This is a genomic window from Isoptericola sp. S6320L (genome assembly GCF_023015685.1).
In the GTDB taxonomy this organism is placed as follows: domain Bacteria; phylum Actinomycetota; class Actinomycetes; order Actinomycetales; family Cellulomonadaceae; genus Isoptericola; species Isoptericola halotolerans_A.
In genome coordinates this window covers 241,579-262,737 of the sequence record NZ_JALKAT010000001.1, presented here as the reverse complement: position 1 = coordinate 262,737, position 21,159 = coordinate 241,579, and the positions used below count along the sequence as shown (strand labels likewise).

General features: G+C 70.1%; 14 protein-coding genes. 8 read left to right on the top strand and 6 right to left on the bottom strand.

What is annotated here, in order from left to right; translation table 11 throughout:
• Positions 1 to 258: 258 nt before the first annotated feature.
• Entirely contained in the window at positions 259 to 2,697 is a 2,439-nt protein-coding gene (locus MWU57_RS01295) for an SIR2 family protein (protein WP_246906805.1), read from the bottom strand.
• A 280-nt stretch (positions 2,698 to 2,977) separates the two neighbouring features.
• Positions 2,978 to 6,613 carry a methionine synthase gene (metH, locus tag MWU57_RS01290; RefSeq protein ID WP_246906803.1) on the bottom strand — a complete coding sequence of 1,212 codons (3,636 nt, stop codon included), beginning with the start codon at positions 6,611 to 6,613 and terminating at the stop codon, positions 2,978 to 2,980.
• Between the two features lie 69 nt (positions 6,614 to 6,682).
• Between metH and MWU57_RS01285 the strand changes: the two genes are divergently transcribed.
• Positions 6,683 to 7,807: a GNAT family N-acetyltransferase gene (locus MWU57_RS01285; protein WP_246906801.1), complete on the top strand. Its 1,125-nt coding sequence runs from the start codon at positions 6,683 to 6,685 to the stop codon at positions 7,805 to 7,807.
• Positions 7,808 to 7,824: 17 nt separating this feature from the next.
• On the top strand, positions 7,825 to 8,529 hold the full coding sequence (locus MWU57_RS01280) for a lysoplasmalogenase family protein (protein WP_246906800.1): 705 nt from the start codon (positions 7,825 to 7,827) through the stop codon (positions 8,527 to 8,529).
• 34 nt (positions 8,530 to 8,563) lie between these two features.
• Here the strand turns inward: MWU57_RS01280 and MWU57_RS01275 are convergent, their stop codons facing one another.
• Both MWU57_RS01275 and MWU57_RS01270 read right to left on the bottom strand, forming a co-directional pair.
• A complete protein-coding gene (locus tag MWU57_RS01275) occupies positions 8,564 to 8,986 on the bottom strand; it encodes a GNAT family N-acetyltransferase (protein WP_246906799.1) in 423 nt (140 codons plus the stop codon).
• 70 nt (positions 8,987 to 9,056) lie between these two features.
• On the bottom strand, positions 9,057 to 9,770 hold the full coding sequence (locus MWU57_RS01270) for a cyclopropane-fatty-acyl-phospholipid synthase family protein (RefSeq protein ID WP_246906798.1): 714 nt from the start codon (positions 9,768 to 9,770) through the stop codon (positions 9,057 to 9,059).
• A gap of 51 nt (positions 9,771 to 9,821) precedes the next feature.
• On the opposite strand from MWU57_RS01270, the gene MWU57_RS01265 reads away from it, so the two are divergent.
• A complete protein-coding gene (locus MWU57_RS01265; protein ID WP_246906797.1) occupies positions 9,822 to 10,544 on the top strand; it encodes an alpha/beta fold hydrolase in 723 nt (240 codons plus the stop codon).
• 110 nt (positions 10,545 to 10,654) lie between these two features.
• Here the strand turns inward: MWU57_RS01265 and MWU57_RS01260 are convergent, their stop codons facing one another.
• On the bottom strand, positions 10,655 to 13,144 hold the full coding sequence (locus tag MWU57_RS01260) for a DNA topoisomerase (ATP-hydrolyzing) subunit A (protein ID WP_246906796.1): 2,490 nt from the start codon (positions 13,142 to 13,144) through the stop codon (positions 10,655 to 10,657).
• A gap of 342 nt (positions 13,145 to 13,486) precedes the next feature.
• On the opposite strand from MWU57_RS01260, the gene MWU57_RS01255 reads away from it, so the two are divergent.
• A complete protein-coding gene (locus MWU57_RS01255) occupies positions 13,487 to 14,464 on the top strand; it encodes a hypothetical protein (protein WP_246906795.1) in 978 nt (325 codons plus the stop codon).
• A gap of 738 nt (positions 14,465 to 15,202) precedes the next feature.
• On the opposite strand, the gene MWU57_RS01250 is transcribed toward MWU57_RS01255, so the two are convergent.
• Positions 15,203 to 15,712 (bottom strand): hypothetical protein, encoded by a 510-nt coding sequence (locus MWU57_RS01250; protein ID WP_246906794.1) that lies wholly within the window; start codon positions 15,710 to 15,712, stop codon positions 15,203 to 15,205.
• Positions 15,713 to 15,871: 159 nt separating this feature from the next.
• Here MWU57_RS01250 and MWU57_RS01245 point away from each other — a divergent pair, with 159 nt between their 5' ends.
• The 4 genes from MWU57_RS01245 to MWU57_RS01230 all read left to right on the top strand — a co-directional run bounded on the left by MWU57_RS01245 (position 15,872) and on the right by MWU57_RS01230 (position 21,151).
• Entirely contained in the window at positions 15,872 to 18,592 is a 2,721-nt protein-coding gene (locus tag MWU57_RS01245) for a GNAT family N-acetyltransferase (RefSeq protein ID WP_246906793.1), read from the top strand.
• Between the two features lie 77 nt (positions 18,593 to 18,669).
• Positions 18,670 to 19,269 carry a DUF5998 family protein gene (locus MWU57_RS01240; protein ID WP_106269366.1) on the top strand — a complete coding sequence of 200 codons (600 nt, stop codon included), beginning with the start codon at positions 18,670 to 18,672 and terminating at the stop codon, positions 19,267 to 19,269.
• Entirely contained in the window at positions 19,266 to 20,474 is a 1,209-nt protein-coding gene (locus MWU57_RS01235) for an alkaline phosphatase family protein (protein ID WP_246906792.1), read from the top strand. The genes MWU57_RS01240 and MWU57_RS01235 overlap by 4 nt, the downstream gene beginning before the upstream one ends.
• A gap of 32 nt (positions 20,475 to 20,506) precedes the next feature.
• Entirely contained in the window at positions 20,507 to 21,151 is a 645-nt protein-coding gene (locus MWU57_RS01230; protein ID WP_106269369.1) for a thymidine kinase, read from the top strand.
• The last annotated feature ends 8 nt before the right edge of the window (positions 21,152 to 21,159 follow it).

Below are 21,159 nucleotides of genomic sequence, written 5' to 3'. Positions count from 1 at the left end.
GTGTTCACGCCCTGCCTCGCGAGGCCGCAGGGGAATGAGAAAAGCTCGGTCAGCTCGGCCGGGGAATCGTCAGGGGGCTGACGACGAGTGCCTCCATTGCGGCGTGGTCTTAGCCAGGGGCGCTCATTCCTGCTGCCGATCTGCGCCAAGAAAGCTGCCCTTGCCATAAAGTCTGGTGACGCGAAGAGGGTGGCTCATAGCTGGCGCATTGCAGGAACCAAGACTGGCTAAAAGGGCGACATCGGGGCGTTCCGCCAATTAGTTGAGGAAAGTGCTGAAAGAATGGGTTGCAGTTCGCAACCAACGCCGCTTGAAGTCGTCCAAGGTTCGGCGTCCGTTTCGATCTCCGAATGCAAGTGAACGTTCTGCGAGATCGAACCATTCATTCCACTCGTGACGCAAACTCTGGTCGATCGCGCTTCCAGCTTGCAGCAGAAGATTCGTCAAGCGCAAAGTCGCGTTGAAGTAGGTGACGAACGGATGCTCGGAATCCGGCCTCGACATTTCGCGCGCTCTCCGCAGAAGCCGTACCGCGTCACCGTGTCCTTTGCGCGCGGATTCGGGCGTGGGATTGCTCGCCCACAGAGCTCTGAATCGAACTGTGGCTGCCGTGTTCAGGGAGAACGCATCCTCGTGTGCACCGATCGCCTTGTTGCTGTAGTTAAGTGCTGCGTCAAAATGGTGATTCTTGCTAGCGGCAAGCGCTCGCTGCTCCCAGTATCGAGAGTTCCATGCGTAGGCGCTTTCAATGCGCGCATAGAACTCTTCAAGGCGCCGACCGCCAATTAATTCAGACAGTTTGTCCTCGTCCAGCAGTTCCGCCGATATGCGATAGGCGACCGTTTCATGCCTTATTGCGTCAACGTCGAGGCTCGGTGCCACCGCATGCGCCAGGCCCAACAAGGGGTCGTAAACCTCCTCGGGAGAAACAACTGACTTTAGCAGGAGCTCTGCATGATGGCGATGACGAGGGCGAATTCTATTGCTGGCAAGCGTGCACACCGAGTCAAGCGAACTCAGATTCAAGATCAACTGCTCGACGTTGCGCCCGGTGGTGCCAAATGCTTCAGCCACCAGACCGACTGGCGCGCCTTTCGTAACCCGCGCCAAAAGGCACCCTAGAACGTAGGCGCCTTGGGCCAAACTGCTATCAAGTGAGCGATAATCGCGGCGCACGCGCTCCTCAAACTGCTCACCAATCACAAGCTCGCATATAATCCCCGCAAAATCATGGAGATTCCGCTTCTGGAGTTCGCGGACGAGGACCCTAGTGGAGAGATGGCGCCACTTTTCGCCTATGCGATCATTCTGTACCAAATGTGCAACAAATCGCGTCAACTCGTCCGACGAGAGGCCACGTGGCATTGCGTACTCGCTGAACACCTCCCAGCGCAGCAGGCGCGAGGCCGGCCCTGTGCGTTCGACGCAGAGCAGACGAAGGGCCGTACCGTTGGACTTCGCGCGCTCGATCAGGTCGTGGAGTGGAGCGGCGAACTGCGCCGCGTCGTCGACAACTAGAAGTGTATGAGGTTCCACAACAGCCTGGTGAAGAACGGCATCGACGTTAAACTTCTCGTCGGCGTTAAGCTCGTAGACGTTCCATCCCGAACGATGAAGATTCACCGCAATGCTGTAAGCTGCCGTGCTTTTACCGCTGAAGGGCCCACCGTGGATGAGAGTGGGACCACCTATTTCGACAATAGATCGTGTGACTTCACGTTCGAGGTTTCTGCTAATTGTCTTGCGGTCACGAATGTCTGCTGGCACGGGTTCGGCGCCACTGAGAAAGTCGCGATACTTGAATTTCGATCCCCGGTCGGGCGTGATGCGGTCCCACTGTTGATGGAACCGCATTGTAGCGGGGGTTATCGCCTCTTCTGAAGCAAGTATGGGCGCCAGTCTGATTTGCGCCTCAGGCATCGACTGGCGGACACTCTCAAGAAACTTCTCGGCGGTAGCATCGACGACTTGAAGACCCCACTCGGCGAACTCTTCTCTTTCGAATTTCGAGGGTTCGGGGGTGATGACCACAGACGGCCATTTTGACTCGGGGTTTTGTGCTCGTGACCGAAGGGATTTCGCAAGGTCAAACTCATGATGGAGTGCGGCGCCAATGACTATCACGGGGCCATCAGAGAGTGCCTCCTGAAATTGAAGCGCATAGGACCGAGCGTGCGTGACATGGTTGCGGTAGTCGTCCACGGTGAATATCAAGCCAGATTCGGGGCGCCTAGCATAGCCGTGCAGGTGAATGACCGGGATCCTTTCCTGCCCGAGCGTTTCGTGTTTGTCCGCGAACGTCTTGGGCGAGAAGCGCGAGGAACTCTGCTCCAAGGAATCGTCGATGTTTAGGGTCCAGATGGTCTGAAGCGGCAGAGTCTCAAGAATCGCGAACCATTCGGGGGGTCGCGTTTGTGTGAATCTGTAGGTGATCCATTCGTTGCGAGTCTGGCCATTGAGGCTTGTTCTCCGACCTGCTGCCTCGAACGCTCGAGATAGGTCGATTGATTCATTGGTCTCAAGCTCAATCGCGAACTCATTGACGATCTCGTCTCGTAGGCCGCTGCCCGTCGGTAGGGGTCGGTTGAGCCTGTCGTCCACTGCCCGCGAGAAGCCTGCGCCGAGTAGAAGCTGGTACTTCCGTCGTACGATTCCCTCCAACAGGGCGGTCCAGGCTTCGTCTGGCAGGTGCGGCATGAGCCACCCTTCGTTGTCCGGTAGTCGTCGTTCATCCTTGTCTAGCGTGATGTGACGTGGGTGTCGAGTGCTACTGCCGCTACGTCCATGATCGGCTAGCGATTTCACCCATTGTGCCCGATACCTCAGACGTTGACGTACCCCGCGATGGGTACTGGCGGCCTCATGGTGTGGTGTTCGAAGTTGTGAAGTGTCTGCGCCAACGGGGAGATCGCTACTCGTGGACGGGAGGAGCCACGTGTGTGGTCCGCTATGAGCCACCTGACGAAGGCTGCCGTGATCACACGCTGAAGTATTTGGCTTCGGGATGATGCAGCACGAACGCGTCCGTCGACTGCTCCGGGTGCAGCTGAAGCTCGTCGCTCAGCGTGACCCCCACCCGCTCGGGCCGCAGAAGTTCGACGACCTTGCGCCGGTCCTCCATGTCGGGGCACGCCGGGTACCCGAGCGACATCCTGGACCCCCGGTACTCCAGCTTGAACATGCCCTCGACGCTCTCCGGGTCCTCGTCGGCGAAGCCGAGCTCGGAGCGCACGCGGGCGTGCCAGAACTCGGCCAGCGCCTCGGTGAGCTGGACGGACAGCCCGTGCAGCTCCATGTACTCGCGGTACTTGTTCGCCTCGAACAGCTTCGCCGTGTACGCGGACACCGGCTCACCGACGGTCGCGAGCTGGATCGGCAGCACGTCGAACTGCCCCGTCTCCTCGACCCACGACTTCGGCCGGATGAAGTCGGCCAGGCACAGGTGCCGGTCGCGCTTCTGGCGGGGGAAGGTGAAGCGCAGCCGCTCGGTCCCCACCGGACCGCCAGAGCCGCCGTCGGGCGCCCCGATCTCCCCGGACGGCACGGTCATGCCGGGCCCGTGGTGCGCCACCACGATGTCGTCGCCCTCGGACCACACGGGGAAGTACCCGTACACCACGGTGGGGTCCATGACCTGGTCGCGGCGGATGGTCGAGAGCCACTCGGCCAGGCGCGGACGCCCCTCGGTCTCGACGAGCTCCTCGTACGAGGCGCCACCTGGACCAGCACTGTCCCCTCGTCCTGGCTTCAGCCCCCACTGGCCCATGAACGTCGCACGCTCGTCGAGGTACGCGGCGTAGTCGGCGAGCTGGATGCCCTTGACCACGCGGGTGCCCCAGAACGGGGGAGCGGGGACGGGGTTGTCGTCGGCGACGTCGGAGCGCGCCGGCAGGTCCTCGGGTGCCGTCTCGGTGACCTTGACGACGTTGTGCCGGCGCTTGCGCAGCGCGGGCAGCCCGACGTCGTCGGGCGAGGCCCCGCGCGCGACGGCGACGAGCGGCTCCATGAGGCGCAGCCCCTCGAACGCGTCGCGGGCGTAGCGCACGACGCCGGGGAACTGCGAGGCGAGGTCGTCCTCGACGAACGTGCGGGTCAGGGCCGCACCGCCGAGGAGGATCGGCCACTTCTTCGCGAGCCCGCGCGACTCGAGCTCGGCGAGGTTCTCCTTCATCACCACGGTGGACTTCACGAGCAGCCCGGACATGCCGATGACGTCGGCGTCGTGCTCCTCGGCGGCCTCGATCATCGCGGAGATCGGCTGCTTGATGCCGATGTTGACCACCGTGAACCCGTTGTTGGTGAGGATGATGTCCACGAGGTTCTTGCCGATGTCGTGCACGTCGCCGCGGACGGTGGCCAGCACGATCGTGCCCTTGGTCTGCTCGTCGGCGCCCTCGACCTTCTCCATGTGCGGCTCGAGCAGCGCCACGGCGGCCTTCATCACCTCGGCGGACTGCAGCACGAACGGCAGCTGCATCTGCCCGGAGCCGAACAGCTCGCCGACCACCTTCATCCCGCCCAGCAGGTGGGTGTTGACGATGTCGAGGGCCTTCATGCCGTCGGCCAGGGCCGTCTCGAGGTCACCCTCCAGGCCCTTGCGGGCGCCGTCGATGATCCGGCGCTCGAGGCGCTCACCCACCGGCAGCGCCTCGAGCTCGGCGGCCCGCTGGTCGCGCAGCGCCGCCGAGTCCACCCCGGAGAACGTCTCCAGCAGGTGGGACAGCGGGTCGTGCGTGAGGTTGCCCTCGTCGTCGTAGACCCGCCGGTCCCACACGAGGTTCTCGGCGGCCTCCCACTGCTCGTCCGGGATCGCGGTGCGCGGCAGGATCTTCGCGGCGTGCACGATGGCGGAGTCCAGCCCGGCCTGCACGGCCTCGTGCAGGAACACCGAGTTGAGCACCGTGCGGGCGGCCGGGTTGAGGCCGAACGACACGTTCGACACGCCCAGCGTGGTGTGCACGGTGGGGTAGCGGCGGGTGAGCTCGCGGATCGCCTCGATCGTCTCGATGGCGTCGCGGCGGGTCTCCTCCTGGCCGGTCGCGATGGGGAAGGTGAGGGTGTCGACGATGATGTCGTCCACCCGCATGCCCCAGTCGTCCACGAGCGTGTCGATGAGCCGGGACGCGATGGCGACCTTCTTGTCCGCGGTGCGCGCCTGACCCTCCTCGTCGATGGTCAGGGCGATGACGGCGGCCCCGTGCTCCATGACGGCCGGCATGACGCGCTGGAACCGTGACCCCGGCCCGTCGCCGTCCTCGAAGTTCACCGAGTTCACCACGGCGCGCCCGCCCACGAGCTCCAGCCCGGCGCGGATCACCTCCGGCTCGGTGGAGTCGATCACCAGCGGCAGGGTGGAGGCCGAGGCCAACCGGGAGACGACCTCGCGCACGTCCGCGACGCCGTCGCGCCCCACGTAGTCGACGCAGACGTCCAGCAGGTGCGCGCCGTCGCGGGTCTGGGCGCGGGCGATGTCGACGACGTCGTCCCACCGGGACTCCAGCATCGCCTCGCGGAACGCCTTGGAACCGTTCGCGTTGGTCCGCTCGCCGATCGCCAGGTACGAGGCGTCCTGGGACAGGTCGGTGTGCGAGTACAGGGAGGCGACGCCGTTCTCGCGCTCCACCTCGCGCGGTCGCAGGGCGCGACCGCGCACCGCCTCGACCACCTGGCGCAGGTGCTCCGGCGTCGTGCCGCAGCAGCCCCCGACCAGGCCGAGGGAGAACTCGTCGACGAACTGCGTGTGTGCTGCCGCCAGTTCCTCGGGCGAGAGTGGGTAGACGGCGCCGTCGGGACCGAGCTCCGGCAGCCCGGCATTCGGCATGCACGTCACGGGCACGTCGGCGTGCCGGGCGAGGTGGCGCAGGTGCTCGCTCATCTGCTCGGGACCGGTGGCGCAGTTCAGGCCGATCGCGTCGACGCCGATGGCCTGCAGCGCGGTCAGCGCCGCCCCGATCTCGGAGCCCATGAGCATCGTGCCGGTGGTCTCCACCGTCACTGAGGCGATCACGGGCACACTGCGCCCGACGCCGCCCTCGGCGACCGGACGCATCGCGTCGTGGCACGCTGTCACCGCGGCCTTGGTCTGCAGCAGGTCCTGGCTGGTCTCGACCAGCAGGGCGTCCGCACCGCCCTCGAGGAGCCCGGCGGCCTGCTCGGCGAACGTGGTGCGCAGGTGGTCGTACGTGGTGTGACCCAGCGACGGCAGCTTGGTGCCCGGCCCCATGGACCCCAGCACCCAGCGCGGGTGGTCCGGCGTGGCGAAGGCGTCGGCGCGCTCGCGGGCCAGGGCGGCCCCGGCACGGGCGAGCTCGCGGATCCGGTCGTCGATGCCGTAGTCCGACAGGTTCGACCAGTTCGCACCGAACGTGTTCGTCTCGATCGCGTCGACGCCCACCTCCAGGTAGGCGTCGTGCACCGCGTTGATGATGTCCGGGCGCGTCACGTTGAGGATCTCGTTGCAGCCCTCGTGCTGCTGGTAGTCCTCCATGGACGGGTCGGCCGCCTGGATCATGGTGCCCATGGCGCCGTCGGCCACCACCACGCGGGTGCGCAGCGCCTCCCGCAGGGCGTCGGAGCGGGTGTCGGCGGCGGAGAGGTCGAGCGTCGAGGTCACCGGCTCAGCGTAGCCGGGACGGCAGAAATCACGGTGCGGCGGACGCCTGGTGAGACCTACGCTCGGGCCATGACGACCGTCGACTCGAGCACTGGCCCCGCACCGATCGCGGAACGCGCCGCCGCACCGGCGTCGCTGCCGTCCATCACTGCTGGTTCGCTCACCTGGCGGCCGGCCGTGCCGGACGACGCCCCGGCCCTGCTGGCGCTGCGCAACACCATCGCGGAGACGGACGACGAGCCCTACCGGGAGTCGATCGAGGAGATCACCGAGCTGTTCGAAGCGCCCTGGCGGCGGTTCGACACCGACTCCCTCGTCGGCGTCGACGGCGAGGGCCGGCTCCGGGCCTACGGGACGGTCGAGTCGATGCCCGGCGACACCCGCACCGTGCGTGCCTTCCTCTTCGGCGGGGTGCATCCGCAGGTGCGTGGCCAGGGCGTCGGGCGCGAGCTCTTCGCCTGGCAGGTCGCCCGGGGCCGGCAGGTGCTCGCGGCGTCGGGCAAGGACCTGCCGGCGCGCCTGGCCGTGATGGCCGAGGACGACGGCCCGGCGTCGAAGACGCGGCTCTACGAACGCGCCGGCTTCACGCCGCGCCGCTTCTACTCCGACCTGCGCCGCGACCTGCGCGACCTCGTCGCCGCGCCGCTGCCCGAGGTCACGCTCGACGGATCGCTGCGGCTCGTGCCGTTCGCCCCGGAGCTCGACGACGCCGCACGGCTGGCCCACAACGACGCGTTCCGGGACCACTGGGGCAGCGAACCGCAGACGGCGGAGCAGTGGACCTCGTCGCGCTCGGCGTTCGTGCCGGCCTGGTCCTTCCTCGTGCTCGACGACGCACCCGACGTCGACGCCCTGCTCGCGGACGCCGACACCGACGCCGAGACCGCGGCATCGCTGCGAGCCGGTGAGCCGCTCGTCGTCGGCTACCAGATGGCGGACCGGTTCGACGAGGACTTCGCCGTGCGCGGCTACTCCTTCGGGTACACCGCGCTGCTCGGCACCCGGCGTGCCTACCGAGGACGCAAGGCCGCCGTGGCGGCGCTCGCGGCCGGGATGCGCGCCATGGCCACGGACGGCATGGAGTTCGCGTGCCTGGACGTCGACACCGCCAACCCGTCCGGCGCCCACGGGATGTACGCCGGCCTCGGGTACGAGTTCACGCACGGATCGCGCATGCTCTCCATCGAGCTGTAGCCGCTACGATCCGGCTGATGACCACTGCCGACCGGGCCGACCGCCCGCTGCTGGCCACGCGCTCCGCGCGCGTCGCGGCCGGTCTCCTCGCCACGCTCACCGCTGCCCACCTGGTGGCACAGCTCCTCGACGCCGGCGTGGTGGCCGAGACCACGCAGTGGTTCCTCATGCCGGCGCTCGCGGCCACGCTCTGGTGCACGACGGCGACACCCCGGACGCGCATGGTCCGCCTGACCCTCGTGGCACTCGGCTTCTCCTGGGTGGGTGACACCCTGCCGGACGGGTTCACCGGCGACGCGGCGTACCTGGCGATGGTCGGCGCGTTCCTCTGCGCCCAGGTCGTCTACGTGGCCGCCTTCTGGCCGTCGTGGCGTGAGTCCGTGCTGGCGCTGCATCCTGCGGCGGCCGCCGTGTACGTGTTCCTGGCCGTCACCCTGCTGACCCTGTGCCTGCCGGGCGCCCCCGGCGTGCTGGCGGTCGCCGTCGTCGTCTACGCGCTCTGCCTGACCACGATGGCCGTCCTGGCCACCGGCGTGCACCGCCTGGCCTGGCTCGGCGGGCTGCTGTTCCTTTTCTCCGACGCGATGATCGCGCTGGGCGAGTTCTCGGACGCCGTGCCGTCGCTCTCCGGCTTCTGGATCATGGCGACCTATGTGCTGGGCCAGGTGCTGCTCGTCGCCGGTGTCGTGGCGCGGCAGACGAGCGCACGGGCCGTGGTGTAGGGCTTGCGTGCGCGCCTCACGGCGGCCTCCGCGTTCAGCGCGGCTGCGACCGCCGCTGGAGCCACGTGTCCGGCTCGTCGAGCTCGGTGAACCCCGCGCGGAGGTAGACGGCACGGGCCTCGGGGGATGCCTTGAGCAGGACGCGCTTGAGGCCGAGCGTGTCGAGGTCCGCCAGGGCGCCGTCGACGATCCGCGTGCCGAGCCCGCGACCGCGGTGGGCGGGGTCGACGATCACGTCCGCGAGCCAGGCGAAGGTCACGCCGTCGGTCACTGCGCGGGCGTAGGCGATCTGCTCGCCCGCCGGCGTGTAGATCCCGTAGTTGCGCGACGCCGCGATCGCGGCGTCCTGCGCCTCCCGGGTGCGGCCGGTCGCCCAGTAGGCGTGCTCGCTCAGCAGCTCGTGCACACGGGCGCGGTCGAGGCGGGCCGGGTCGGCGGAGAACTCGTCGTCGGACACGGAGCGATCCAAGCATCCGCATGCCAACAGGTCGCGTCACGCTCACGATGTGGCACGAGGCAGGCTCCCGTCAGTGCTCGCGTCGGAAGAGTGCCGCGTTGAGGAATCCGGCGCCGAAGGCGTCGGCGCGGTCCTCCCGCACGGCTCGCGACTCCAGCAGATGCAGGTCGTCACCGAAGATCGACGCGAGATCCTCCAGGGTGAACGAGGTGCCGCCCGCCGTGTCGCCGGTGGTGAGGATCTCCGTGTCGCCGATGCTCGGCTGGCGCTCCTGGGCGAAGGTGACGATGCCGTAGCGGCCGCCCTCGGCGAGGAGCGGCAGCACCCGCTGCAGGTAGGTCAGCCGACGGTGCGGCGCGAGGTGGTGGAAGCACCCGGAGTCGTAGACGAGATCGAAGGGCCCGGCGGGCAGCTCTTCGCGGAGCACGTCGACGGACGCCAGCGTGACGCCGTCCGGCATGCCGGGCCGCGAGGCGTCCAGGAGGCCGGTCGCGATGTCGATGCCGACGACGTGCGCGCCCTGGGCGGCGAGCCACGCGGCGTTGCGTCCGTTGCCGCAGCCGACGTCGAGGACGCGGGCGCCGCGGAGGTCCCCGAGCAGGCCACGTCCGTGCCAGTCGACGAGCGGCTCGTCCGGCAGGGTCGTGGCCAGCGGATGGCCGGGTGTGGTCAGCATCCGTTGCCAGAACGGCTCCGCCGAGCGGGAGGTGCGGTCGCCGCGTTCGTGATCGGCGACGACTCCGTCGAGCAGGGCGAGGAGCTGATCCAGCGTGCCGACGCGCATGCGCTCACGATAGCGGTGCCTGTGTCGGAGGCCACACCTACGCTCAGGGGCATGGACATCATCCTGGTACCCGGATTCTGGCTGAACGCGTCCGCCTGGGACGCCGTCACCCCGCCGATCGTGGCCGCGGGGCACACCGTCCACCCGGTCACGCTGCCCGGTATGGGCTCGGTCGACGAGGACCGGTCCGGCATCACCCTGGAGGACCACGTCGGGGCCGTCGTCGCGGCGGTCGACGCGTTGCCCGCCGACGCCGCGGTGGTGCTGGTGGGCCACTCCGGCGGGGCAGCAGTTGTCCACGCGGTCGCTGACCGCCGCCCCGGACGCATCGCCCGCAACGTCTACGTGGACGCCGTGCCGATGGGGCACGGGAGCGTCACCAACGACGAGCTGCCCGTGGTGGACGGCGAGATCCCGCTGCCCGACTGGTCGGTGTTCGACGAACCGGACCTGGTGGGACTCGACGATGACCTGCGGGAGCAGTTCCGGGCCGTCGCGATCCCGACGCCGGCCCGGGTGGCGTCCGATCCCGTCGTCCTGAGCGACGAGCGGCGCTACGAGGTGCCGACGACCGTCATCGCCAGCGAGGCGTTCGAAGGCTTCGACAGCCCCAGCTCGATGTACCGGCACTTCATGGGTGCAGGGTCGCCCTACACCGCCGAGCTGGCGGCGATGCACGACTACGAGATCGTCGACCTGCCCACCGGCCACTGGCCGATGTTCACGCGTCCGGTCGAGCTGGGGGAGGCCATCGCCGCGGCCGTCTCGCGCTGACCACCGTCGCCGCGGCACGCTCCTTGAGGACCTTCGGGACGTCGTCCGGGACGTCGCGAACCTGGAGGGTGGACATGGACCGGTGCAGGCCGACCATCGCTGATCGAAGGTCAGCCGATCGCGGCAACCGGACCTGACAACGGCGTGCCGGATCCGTCACGGCGCACGGTCTCCTCGGGCAGCTCGGCGGGCTGACCGCCCGAGCCGACGGCCCGCGCCGGTCCCTCGCCGACCCAGGCCATGACGAGGGAGTCCTCGCCCTTGAGGAAGCGGTGCGCCCGCACCCCGCCCGTCGCACGGCCCTTGCCGGGGTAGAGCTCGTACGGGGTGACCTTGGCCGAGGCGGCTCCGGTGCCCGGCAGGGCGTCGGCGGCGCCGGCGACGGTCACGACTGTGTGCAGGTCGCGGGTGGCGGCCCGGGCGACCCCGAAGAACACGACGCGCTGGCCGGCGGCGAGCCGGATGCCGGCCATGCCCGCGGCGGAACGCCCCTGCGGCCGGACGGCCGAGGCGTCGAAGTGCAGCAGGCTCGCGTCGGAGGCGACGAACACGAGCTCGTCGTCGTCCGCCGCGGGCGCGGCGCCGATCACGGCGTCGCCGTCCTTGAGGGAGATGACGTCCCAGACGTCGCCGTTGCGCGGCGCATCGCCGCCGGCGACCCGCTTGACGACGCCCTGACGGGTGCCCAGGGCGAGCGTCGGGGCGTCGTCGGTCAGCGACACGACGGCCAGCGCCTCCTCGCCCGGGTCCAGCGTGACCATCTCGCGCACGGGGACCCCACCGGACAACGACGGAGGACCGTCGGTGGCAGGCAGTGCGGGCAGCTCCAGCACCGAGATCTTGTGCAGCCGGCCAGCGCTGGTCACCAGCCCGATCTCGGCGCGGGTCGACGCCTCGACGTCACCGAGCAGCGCGTCGTGCGCGTGGCGCCGTCCGGCACGCTCGACCGGGGCCTCCGCGCCCTCGCCCGAGGTCCGGGCCAGCAGGCCGGTCGCGGACAGCAGCACGCGTGTGGGGGAGTCCTTGATCTCCAGGTCGATCGCGGGCGCCTTGCGCCCACGCGCGGCCGGCGTGGCAGCGGCCGACGCCGCCGTCCCCCCGGCGGAGTCGAGCAGCACGGTCCGGCGGGGGGTGCCGTAGGTGGAGGCGACGTCGCCCATCTCGTCCGAGACGACGCGACGCAGCTTGGCCTCGTCGCCGAGGATCTCCTCGAGCGCGGCGATCTCCTTCTCGAGCTCGGACTTCTCGGACTCCAGCTCGATCCGCGAGAACTTGGTCAGGCGGCGCAGCTGCAGGTCGAGGATGTACGAGGCCTGCGGCTCGGACAGGTCGAACACGGACTGCAGGCGTTCGCGGGCGGTGGCGGCGTCGTCGGAGGTCCGGATGACCTGGATGACCTCGTCGATGTCGAGGATCGCGACCAGCAGTCCCTCCACCAGGTGCAGGCGGTCCTTGCGCTTGCCAAGGCGGAACGTGGAGCGGCGGCGCACCACGTCGATGCGGTGCTCGACCCACACGCGCAGCAGGTCGAGCAGGCCGAGGGTGCGGGGCTGACCGTCGACGAGCGAGACGTTGTTGATCCCGAACGAATCCTCCAGCGGCGTCGTCCGGTAGAGCTGCTCGAGCACGGCCTCGGGATCGAACCCGGTCTTGACCTCGATGACGAGCCGCATGCCGTGGGAGCGGTCCGTGAGGTCCTGGACGTTGGTGACGCCCTGGATCTTCTTGTTCTTGACGCCGTCGGCGATCTTCTCGATCACCTTCTCGGGGCCCACCGTGTACGGCAGCTCGGTGACGACGATGCCCTTGCGGCGCGGCGTGACGTTCTCGATGCGCGCCGTCGAGCGGGTGCGGAACGAGCCGCGGCCGGTGCGGTAGGCGTCCCGGACGCCCTCGAGCCCGACGATCTTGCCGCCCGTGGGCAGGTCCGGCCCGGGGATGTACCGCATGACGTCCTCGAGCGTGGCCTCGGGGTTCGCCAGGAGGTGCTGGCCGGCCGCGACGACCTCGACGAGGTTGTGCGGCGGCATGTTGGTGGCCATGCCCACCGCGATCCCGGACGCCCCGTTGACCAGGAGGTTCGGCACGGCCGAGGGGAGCACCTCGGGCTGGGTGAGCTTGTTGTCGTAGTTCGGGATGAAGTCGACGACGTCCTCGTCCAGCCCGGCGGTCATCGCCATCGACGGCGCGGCGAGCCGGGCCTCGGTGTACCGGGGGGCGGCGGGGCCGTCGTCGAGCGACCCGAAGTTGCCGTGGCCGTCCACGAGCGGCAGCCGCAGCGAGAAGCTCTGCGCCAGGCGCACGAGCGCGTCGTAGATCGCGGCGTCGCCGTGCGGGTGGAGCTTGCCCATGACCTCGCCGACCACGCGCGAGGACTTGACGTAGGGGCGGTCGGGGCGCAGCCCCATGTCCGACATCATGTAGAGGATGCGGCGCTGCACTGGCTTGAGGCCGTCGCGAGCGTCCGGGAGCGCACGCGAGTAGATCACGGAGTACGCGTACTCGAGGAACGACGTCTCCATCTCTGCGGCGACGTCGATGTCGACGATCTTCTCGTCGAACGGTTCGTCGGCGACGGGTGCGGCCTTCTTGCGCGCCATGCGGTGCGGCTCCCTGGTGACTGCTCGTGCTGCTCGGCTCCTGGTACGCCCGACGGCGGCACACCGGCCCCGTACGGACGTTCGAGGGAAGCGTAGCGCCAGTGCGCGGGCGGGCGGTGCAGGCGGGCCGGATGCGTGATGCCAAACCTGGAGGTGTAGCAGCCCTGGTCGGAAGCGACACAGATCCTGAACGCAGGCTTGACGTGGTGTTGTCGTCTCGTTACCTTCGCCTACTAATACGTTGTCCGATTTATCGATGATGACCGGAGTGTGCAGTGCAGCACGTCATGGCAGGTTCACGGCAGGTCGGTTCAGTTTTCACGTCGACGTTGGCAATCGAGCGTGGCGCTTGTTGTCGCGCTCATGTTCGTCGGGACGGACGCAGGTGCGGTCGAGCCTACGGCCGAGGCGACGGACAAGCCGTGGGCCGAGTCCGCTGCGACGGTCGGAGAATCGCTCACGGATGCCGCTGATCAAGCACTTGAGGTCGTGCCTGACGTCGCAGAGGACAACAGGGACGCACCCGGCGTCGATGCGGACGCTGAGGAGTGGGACGAGTCCCCGGAGCCGCCGGAGTGTGCAAACGAGGCGGCCACGGCCGCGGACGCCTTCTGGATGGCAGCCAGTTGCGGCCGCGATGTGCTGATACTCGACGAGCTGTCGCCCTGGGACACGGTGTACGCCACGCCGCAGGGAAGGCTGGTGCGGGAGACGACGGTCGTTGCGGAGCGGACGAATATCGACGGAGAGTGGAGTCCGGTGGACCCGCGCCTCGAGGTGGAAAGTGGTGGCGCCTTCCGGGTGGCGTCGCCGGTGGTGGAGATGGAGCTGGCCGGTTCGATGGAACCCGGTGGTGTGCTCGCATCGTTGACGACCGACGACGGTGAGGTCGGGCTCTCTGTATCGGTCGGGTTGGGCGATCCGTCGGTAGAGGAGAACCGCGCGACCTATCCGGTACTGGACGAGGGTGGCGCAAGAATCGCGGGCGCCCAGCTGGTGGTGCGGGTCGCTCCCGATGCGACCGGTCTGACCCCGGTGCTTGTGCTGGACTCGGCGGAGGCTGCTGAAGCAGTGCTGGCGGCGACCGAAAGTTCCGGCCTGAGTTTTGAGATCTCGGCGGGGCAAGGCTTGGAGCTCGTCGAGCCCAAGACCGACGAGTCCGGCGTCAGGATCGTGCCCGAGGGCGGGGACACCGAAGTTCCCGTACTACAGGTGTTACCCGCCTACCAATGGGACTCGGCCGGCGGCGACCCGGTGTTCGTCCGACGAATAAGGAATGATGCGACATCAGCAGTTCTCGAATCAAGAGCAAATCGATAAGTTGGACGCGAGATCCAGGGCGATCCGCTGGTTCGGTAGTTTGTTGATATGCCTTGCCTTTGCACTCGTGTACTCATTCACGGACTTCGCCCTAGGGGTCGCCGGATTAGCGATCGCTAGCATTCCAGGCGGAATCGGCGCTTCCCGGATAGTGTTTGAGAAGTGGGGCGGGTTTGTGTCGCACGCGTGGTTGGCGATGTTCCATCCCTACGGGCTGATCGCAGCTTTCTTGGTGGCTTCGGCAATGACCGTAGTCATCGCAACGAATTTCGGGGGGATATATGCCCTTGCGATGTTCGCGGTTTTCTTACCCCTGGAGGCCGTGGCAGGTTTGAAGATCACTCGCCGACGCGCGTAATCTGGGCCAGTGTGCGGATGGGCCTATGTTGTATGCGGCGCTATTTCGCTTACGACCGGAGCTTTGGCGAGTGGGGCCCGCCTCGCTGCGAGAGGCGGCAAGAGTTCAGCAACTTCCGCAGCGTCGGCTGTCGCTGGCTTAGCGATGGGAGGAGTTGGACGTATTGGTTCAAGGCTGCGGCAGGGAGCACCACCCGTGTCGCTCCCGCCGTGCAAAGGTACAACAATACTGTTCGGAGAATTGGTGGGCTCGATGGTGCGCGCCCTGCGTCGCGACGCACGTCGGGCCGTCGCAAGCTGCAGGCAGACGGGGGGCCGGCGGCGACACTTCGGAACAGGCTCCGGGCGACTGACGCCCTTCGCCACGTTCCACGGCCACGGCTACACCGGACCCACTGACCGGTCCGCCTCGACGGCGTCGCGCACGACGTCCGCCAGGGCGCTCCGCCGCTCCGCCACTTCGACCACGGTGACCCCGCCGGCCAGCACGGCCTGGTCCAGCCGCCGGGCCGCGTCCGCGACGAGAGCGTCCACCAGGTTCTCGGACGCCACCCCGTGCCGCGCGGCCACGCCGGCGAGCGTCGCTCCCTCGCGCGCCAGCGCGACGTCGAGCTGCGCCCGAGAGACGCCGATGACGCGAGCAGCCGCCGCCAGGTCGATGATCTCGCCGGGGACCTCGCCGTCTGCGAGCCCCCCGGAACCACCCACGGCCGGCGCGTCGAACGCGTCGAGCCGCACCAGGTCGGCCAGCGTGACCTCCCGATCCTCGTCGGCCACGACGGCTCGCCCGTACTCGGGCAGCGTCACCGCGGCTGCCGCCGCCCCGGCCCCGAACGACACCAGCCCGAACGCTCCCGCCACGGCCACCGCCCGCACGATCCACCTGCGCATGGTGCTTCTCCCTCCCGGCCCGGCCCGGTGCCGCGCCGCTGAGCCCACCGTGCTGCACCCGCCTGGACCGTGGCTGCCGTCCACCTGTGAGTTTCCCGGCACAGCCGTGACGTGCGGGTTTGTCCGGTGCCCCGCTCACCCACCGGATAGCCTGCTCGGATGGACGATCAGCGCCCAGCCCCCTACCCGGTCGAGTGGGAGGCCGACGTCGTGCTCCGCGACGGGACCACGATGCACGTGCGACCCATCCGCGCCGACGACGCCGACGCGATCCAGCGCTTCCAGGAGGGGCAGTCGGAGCGGTCCGCGTACTTCCGCTTCTTCGCGCCGATCAAGCGGCTGACGGACCGCGAGCTGGCTCGCCTGGTCACTCTCGACCACCAGGACCGGGTCGCCCTGGTGGCGGTCCGGCCCGGCACGGACGAGGACGGCGTCGAGCGCGAGGACGTCCTCGGTGTCGCCCGGTTCGACGTCATCACCGACGGCGAGGCGGAGGTCGCGTTCAACATCGCCGACTCCGTGCAGGGCAAGGGCCTGGCCTCGGTGCTGCTGGAGCACGTCGCCGCCGCCGCACGCGAGCGCGGCGTGCGGCGCTTCACCGCGGAGGTCCTGCCGCAGAACGCCTCCATGCTGGGCGTCTTCCGCGACGCCGGCTACGAGATCAGCCAGCACCTCGACGACGGCATCGTCACGGTGGGCATCGACCTGGACCCCACCGAACGCTCGCGCGCCGTCATGGCCGACCGGGAGCACCGCGCCGAGGCGCGCTCCATGGCCGGGCTGCTCTCCGCTCGGCGCCTGCTGCTCGTCGGGCCGGGCCGCGGGGAGCAGGGGCACGACGACGGCACCCCGGAGGCGCTGCTCGCCCGCCGGATCCTGGACGCGCACCAGAACGACCCCGGTGACTCCGAGCTCGTCGTCCTCGACCCGCCCGGCGACGTGCCCGAGGGCGTCGTGCACGCGACCGGGTGGGACGCCGTCGGGCAGGTCGACCTCGCGCTGCTGGCCGTCGGCCCCGACGAGGCCGTCGAGACGGTGCGGCGGCTCGCAGCGACCGGCGCGCGCGGCGTCGTCGTCCTGTCCGGCGGCTACGCCGAGGTGGGAACCGACGGCATGGAACGCCGCCGTGAGCTGCTGCGCGTCGCCCACGCCGCCGGCATGCGCGTCGTCGGCCCCGTCTCCTACGGGGTGCTCACCACCACGCCCGGTGCCGCCCTGCGCGCCAGCCTCGCGCTGCACCCGCCCCGCCCCGGCGTCGTCGGGTTGTTCTGCCAGTCCGCGGCGGCCGCCGTCACCTTGACCGCCACCCTCGAGCGGCGCGGCCTCGGCGTGTCCTCCCTGGTCTCGGCGGGGCACCGAGCCGACGTCTCCGGCAACGACCTCATGCAGTACTGGCAGGACGACGACGCCACCGAGGTCGTGTGCCTGTACCTGGAGTCCATCGGCAACCCGCGCAAGTTCTCGCGGATCGCGCGGCGACTGTCCGCCGTCAAGCCGGTCGTGGTCGCGACGGCGGGCCGGTCCGGCCAGGTGGTCCCGCCCGGGCACGCCGTGCGCGCGACGCACGCACCGCGCCGGCTGCTCGACGAGCTGCTGCGCCAGTCCGGCGTCATCCAGGCCGCCAACACCCACCAGCTCATGGACATCGCCCAGGTGCTGGCCCACCAGCCGCTGCCCGCCGGGAGCCGCGTGGGGATCCTCGCGTCGTCGGCGGCGCTCGCGGCCCTCGTCGCGGAGGCCGCGGCGTCGGCGGGGCTCACCGTCGCCGCCTCCAGCGACTTCCTGCGGCCGCACGCCCGCGAGGAGCAGATCGCCCAGACGGTCGACGCGCTCTACGCGCCGGGCGCGTGCGACGCCGTCGTCGTCGTGGACGTGCCCGTGGTCCAGCCCCGCACCGGCGCGATCGCCCGGGCCGTGGCCGAGGCGGCCGCGCGCACGGGTCGCACCACGGTGGCCTCCATGCTGGGGCTGCACGGCATGCCGGACGAGCTCACCGCGGAGGCACCCGACGGCCGCACCGTGCGCATCCCGGCCTTCTCCACCCCGGAGGACGCCGTCGTCGCGCTCGGCAAGGTCGTCGAGCACACGGCCGCGCGCGTCGAGGAGCGCGGGCACTACGTGGTGCCCGACGGCGTGGACGCCCGCCGGGCACGTCGGCTCGTCGAGCGCTGGGCCGCGGAGTCCGACGCCCGTGACCTGGACGCGACCGAGGCGGCCGAGCTGCTGGGCTGCTACGGGATCCGCCTGTGGCGCTCGGTGCCCGTCCGCACGGCCGACGAGGCGGTCGCCGCGGCGGACGAGCTCGGCTGGCCGGTCGCGCTCAAGAGCGCCGCACCGGCGCTGCGGCACCGCAACGACCTCGGGGGAGTGCGTCTCGACATCGGCGACGCCGACGACCTGCGTGCGGACGTCGCTCGCCTGCAGGCCGTCGCGCAGGCGGTCCTGGGCGACGAGGCCCCGGAGCTCGAGGTGCAGTCCATGGCCCCGCCCGGCGTCGCCTGCGTGGTCCGCTCGGCCGAGGACCCGCTGTTCGGGCCGATGGTGTCCTTCGGCCTGGCGGGCGACGCCGTCGACCTGCTCGACGACGTCGCGCACGGGATCCCGCCGCTGACGGATGTGGACGTCTCGGCACTGGTCAGCACGGTGCGCGCCGCGCCCCGGCTCTACGGCTACGGGGGAGCGCCGCCGGCCGACGTCGACGCGCTCGAGGACGTGCTCGCCCGCGTCTCCGTCATGGCGGACGACCTGCCCGAGCTCGCCGCCCTGGAGCTGTACCCGGTGGTGGTGGCCGAGCAGGGCGCGTCCGTGCTCCACGCGACCGTGCGGCTGCGGCCCGCCGGCCGCCGGGCCGACGCCCTGCGGCGCGCCCTACCGGGCTGAGCGGTACGCGGCGGGCCCGAGGCGGCGCCGTCCACAGGCCGGTGCCGCCGGGTGCTCGGAAGTGGGAAGATGGGCGGGTGCCTTCCGCGACCACTCGCAAGAACCTTCGTGACGACCTGACCGCCCACGTGTTCCGGGCCGGGTACTACCCGGACCTGGTCAACGACGTCATCGACGTCGCGATCGCCGACGAGCCGGTCCTCGCGCACCTCGTCCAGGCCGAGACGACCTTCGACAGCCAGGTGCGCCGCCACCTGACCGTGCTCGTGCTGACGCCGACGCGCCTGGTCGCCGCGCACGTGGACGACCACGAGGGCGACGCCGCCAACCCGTCGTCCGCCGCCGCCACCACCGAGGCGGTGCCGCTCGGTGAGGTGCGGTCCGTCGCGCTGACCCACGTGGTCGCCGAGCCCGCGGACCACCGCCCCGGCGACAGCGCCGCCGAGCTGACGCTCGCCGTCGGCTGGGGTGCCGTCTCCCGCCTCGACCTCGAACCGGCGCAGTGCCCGGACCCCAGCTGCGACGCCGACCACGGGTACACCGGGCAGATCACGCCCGACGACATCGTCGTGCGCGTCTCCGACGCCGCCGAGGGCCGGGACGCCGTCCGGCGTGCCGCGGCGTTCGCCCGCGAGCTCTCGGCCGCCACCGGGGTGGGCGGACGCGCCGCCCGATGACGCCGGTCACGCTGCCCGACGAGCTCGTCGCGCCGTCGTACGGCAGCGACTCCCTGGCCGCCGTGCTGCCCGCCGCGGCAGGCGCGCTCGGCGTCGACCTGACCACCAGCACCGGCCTGCGGTCGACCGACTGCGCCGCCGCGTTCGGCCTGCCCGGAGCGCGCCGCGTCGTCGTCGTGGTCGTCGACGGCCTCGGCATGCACAACCTCGCCGAGCGCGGCGGCCATGCGCCGTTCCTGCGCCGGCTCCTGCCCGACGCGCGTGCGCTGCTGACGAGCTTTCCCTCGACGACGGCGGCCGCCCTCGCGACGCTCGGCACCGGGACGTCGCCCGGCCGCACCGGCCTGGTCGGCTACACCCAGCGCAACCCGGCCACCGGGGGACTGGCGACGATGGTGTCGTGGACGGAGCAGTCCGACCCCTACCGGCCGGGCACCAAGACCTCCGCGCCCCTGGGCACCGACCCGGCCGACCTCCAGCGTGAGCCCACCGTCTTCGAGGCGCTGGGCGCCGGCGTGAGCGTCGTGGCGCCCGGCCCGGCCAAGTTCCAGGCGTCCGGGATGACGCGGGCCGCGCTGCGCGGACCGCGCTACGTCGTCGCCGAGAAGTTCTCCGACCGCGTCGACGCCACTCTCCGCGCGCTGCGCGACGACGGTCTGGTGTACCTGTACCAGGCCGAGGTCGACTCCGTCGGCCACAAGCACGGCCCCGACTCGTGGCAGTGGGGGGACGCGCTGGAATCCACCGACGCCGAGCTCCGCCGCCTCGTGGCGAGCGTCCCCGCGGGCACGCTCGTGCTGGTCACGGCCGACCACGGACAGGTCGCGACCGACATGGCGCGCCAGCACGACGTCGCGGCGGAGCCCGCCCTCGACCGGGACGTCGCACTCCTCGGCGGCGAGCCGCGGGCGACCCACGTCTACGTCACGCCCGGCGCCGAGCCGGCCGCCGTGGCCGAGCGATGGGCCGGCGTGCTGGGCGACGACGCTCTCGTGGTGCTGCGGGACACGGCGATCGACGCGGGCTGGTTCGGCCCGGTCGCCGACCACGTGCTGCCCGCCCTCGGGGACGTCGTCGTCGCCGCCCGCGGGAACGCCACGATCGTCGACTCCCGGCTGCACCCCGAGGGCGCGCGCCGGATGCCCGGCGTCCACGGCTCGCTGACGCCCGCCGAGATGACCGTCCCGCTGCTCGTCTCCTACTGACCCACGCCCACGCCCACGGACAGGATCTGGACATGGCCGAGCTCGTCTTCTTCTCCGGGACCATGGACAGCGGCAAGTCGACGCTGGCCCTGCAGACGGACCACAACCACCGCGCCCGTGGTCGTCGCGGGTTCATCTTCACGCGCAACGACCGCGCCGGGGTCGCCCGTCTGTCCTCCCGCCTGGGGCTCGAGGTGGACGCCCGTGAGGTCACCGAGGACACCGACTTCTGGCAGGTGATCGCCACGGAGCGCCAGCACGGCCACGTGGTCGACTACCTGGTGTGCGACGAGGCGCAGTTCTACTCCCCGGAGCAGGTCGAGCAGCTCGCCCGCCTGGTCGACGAGGTCGAGATGGACGTCTTCGCGTTCGGCATCACCGCCGACTTCCGTACGCGGCTGTTCCCCGGGTCCGCGCGCCTGGTCGAGCTCGCCGACCGGGTGGAGGTGCTGCAGGTGCAGTCGCTGTGCTGGTGCGGGGCCCGTGCCACGCACAACGCGCGCACCGTGGACGGCGTCATGGTCGTCGAGGGCGACCAGGTCGTGGTGGGTGACGTCGACGCCGGCGGCGAGGTCGCGTACGAGGTGCTGTGCCGCCGTCACCACATGCGGCGGATGACGGCCGGCACCGCGCGCCGGCTCGCTCCGTCCGAGGGCGCGCTCCTCGACGTCCGCTGACGCGTCGC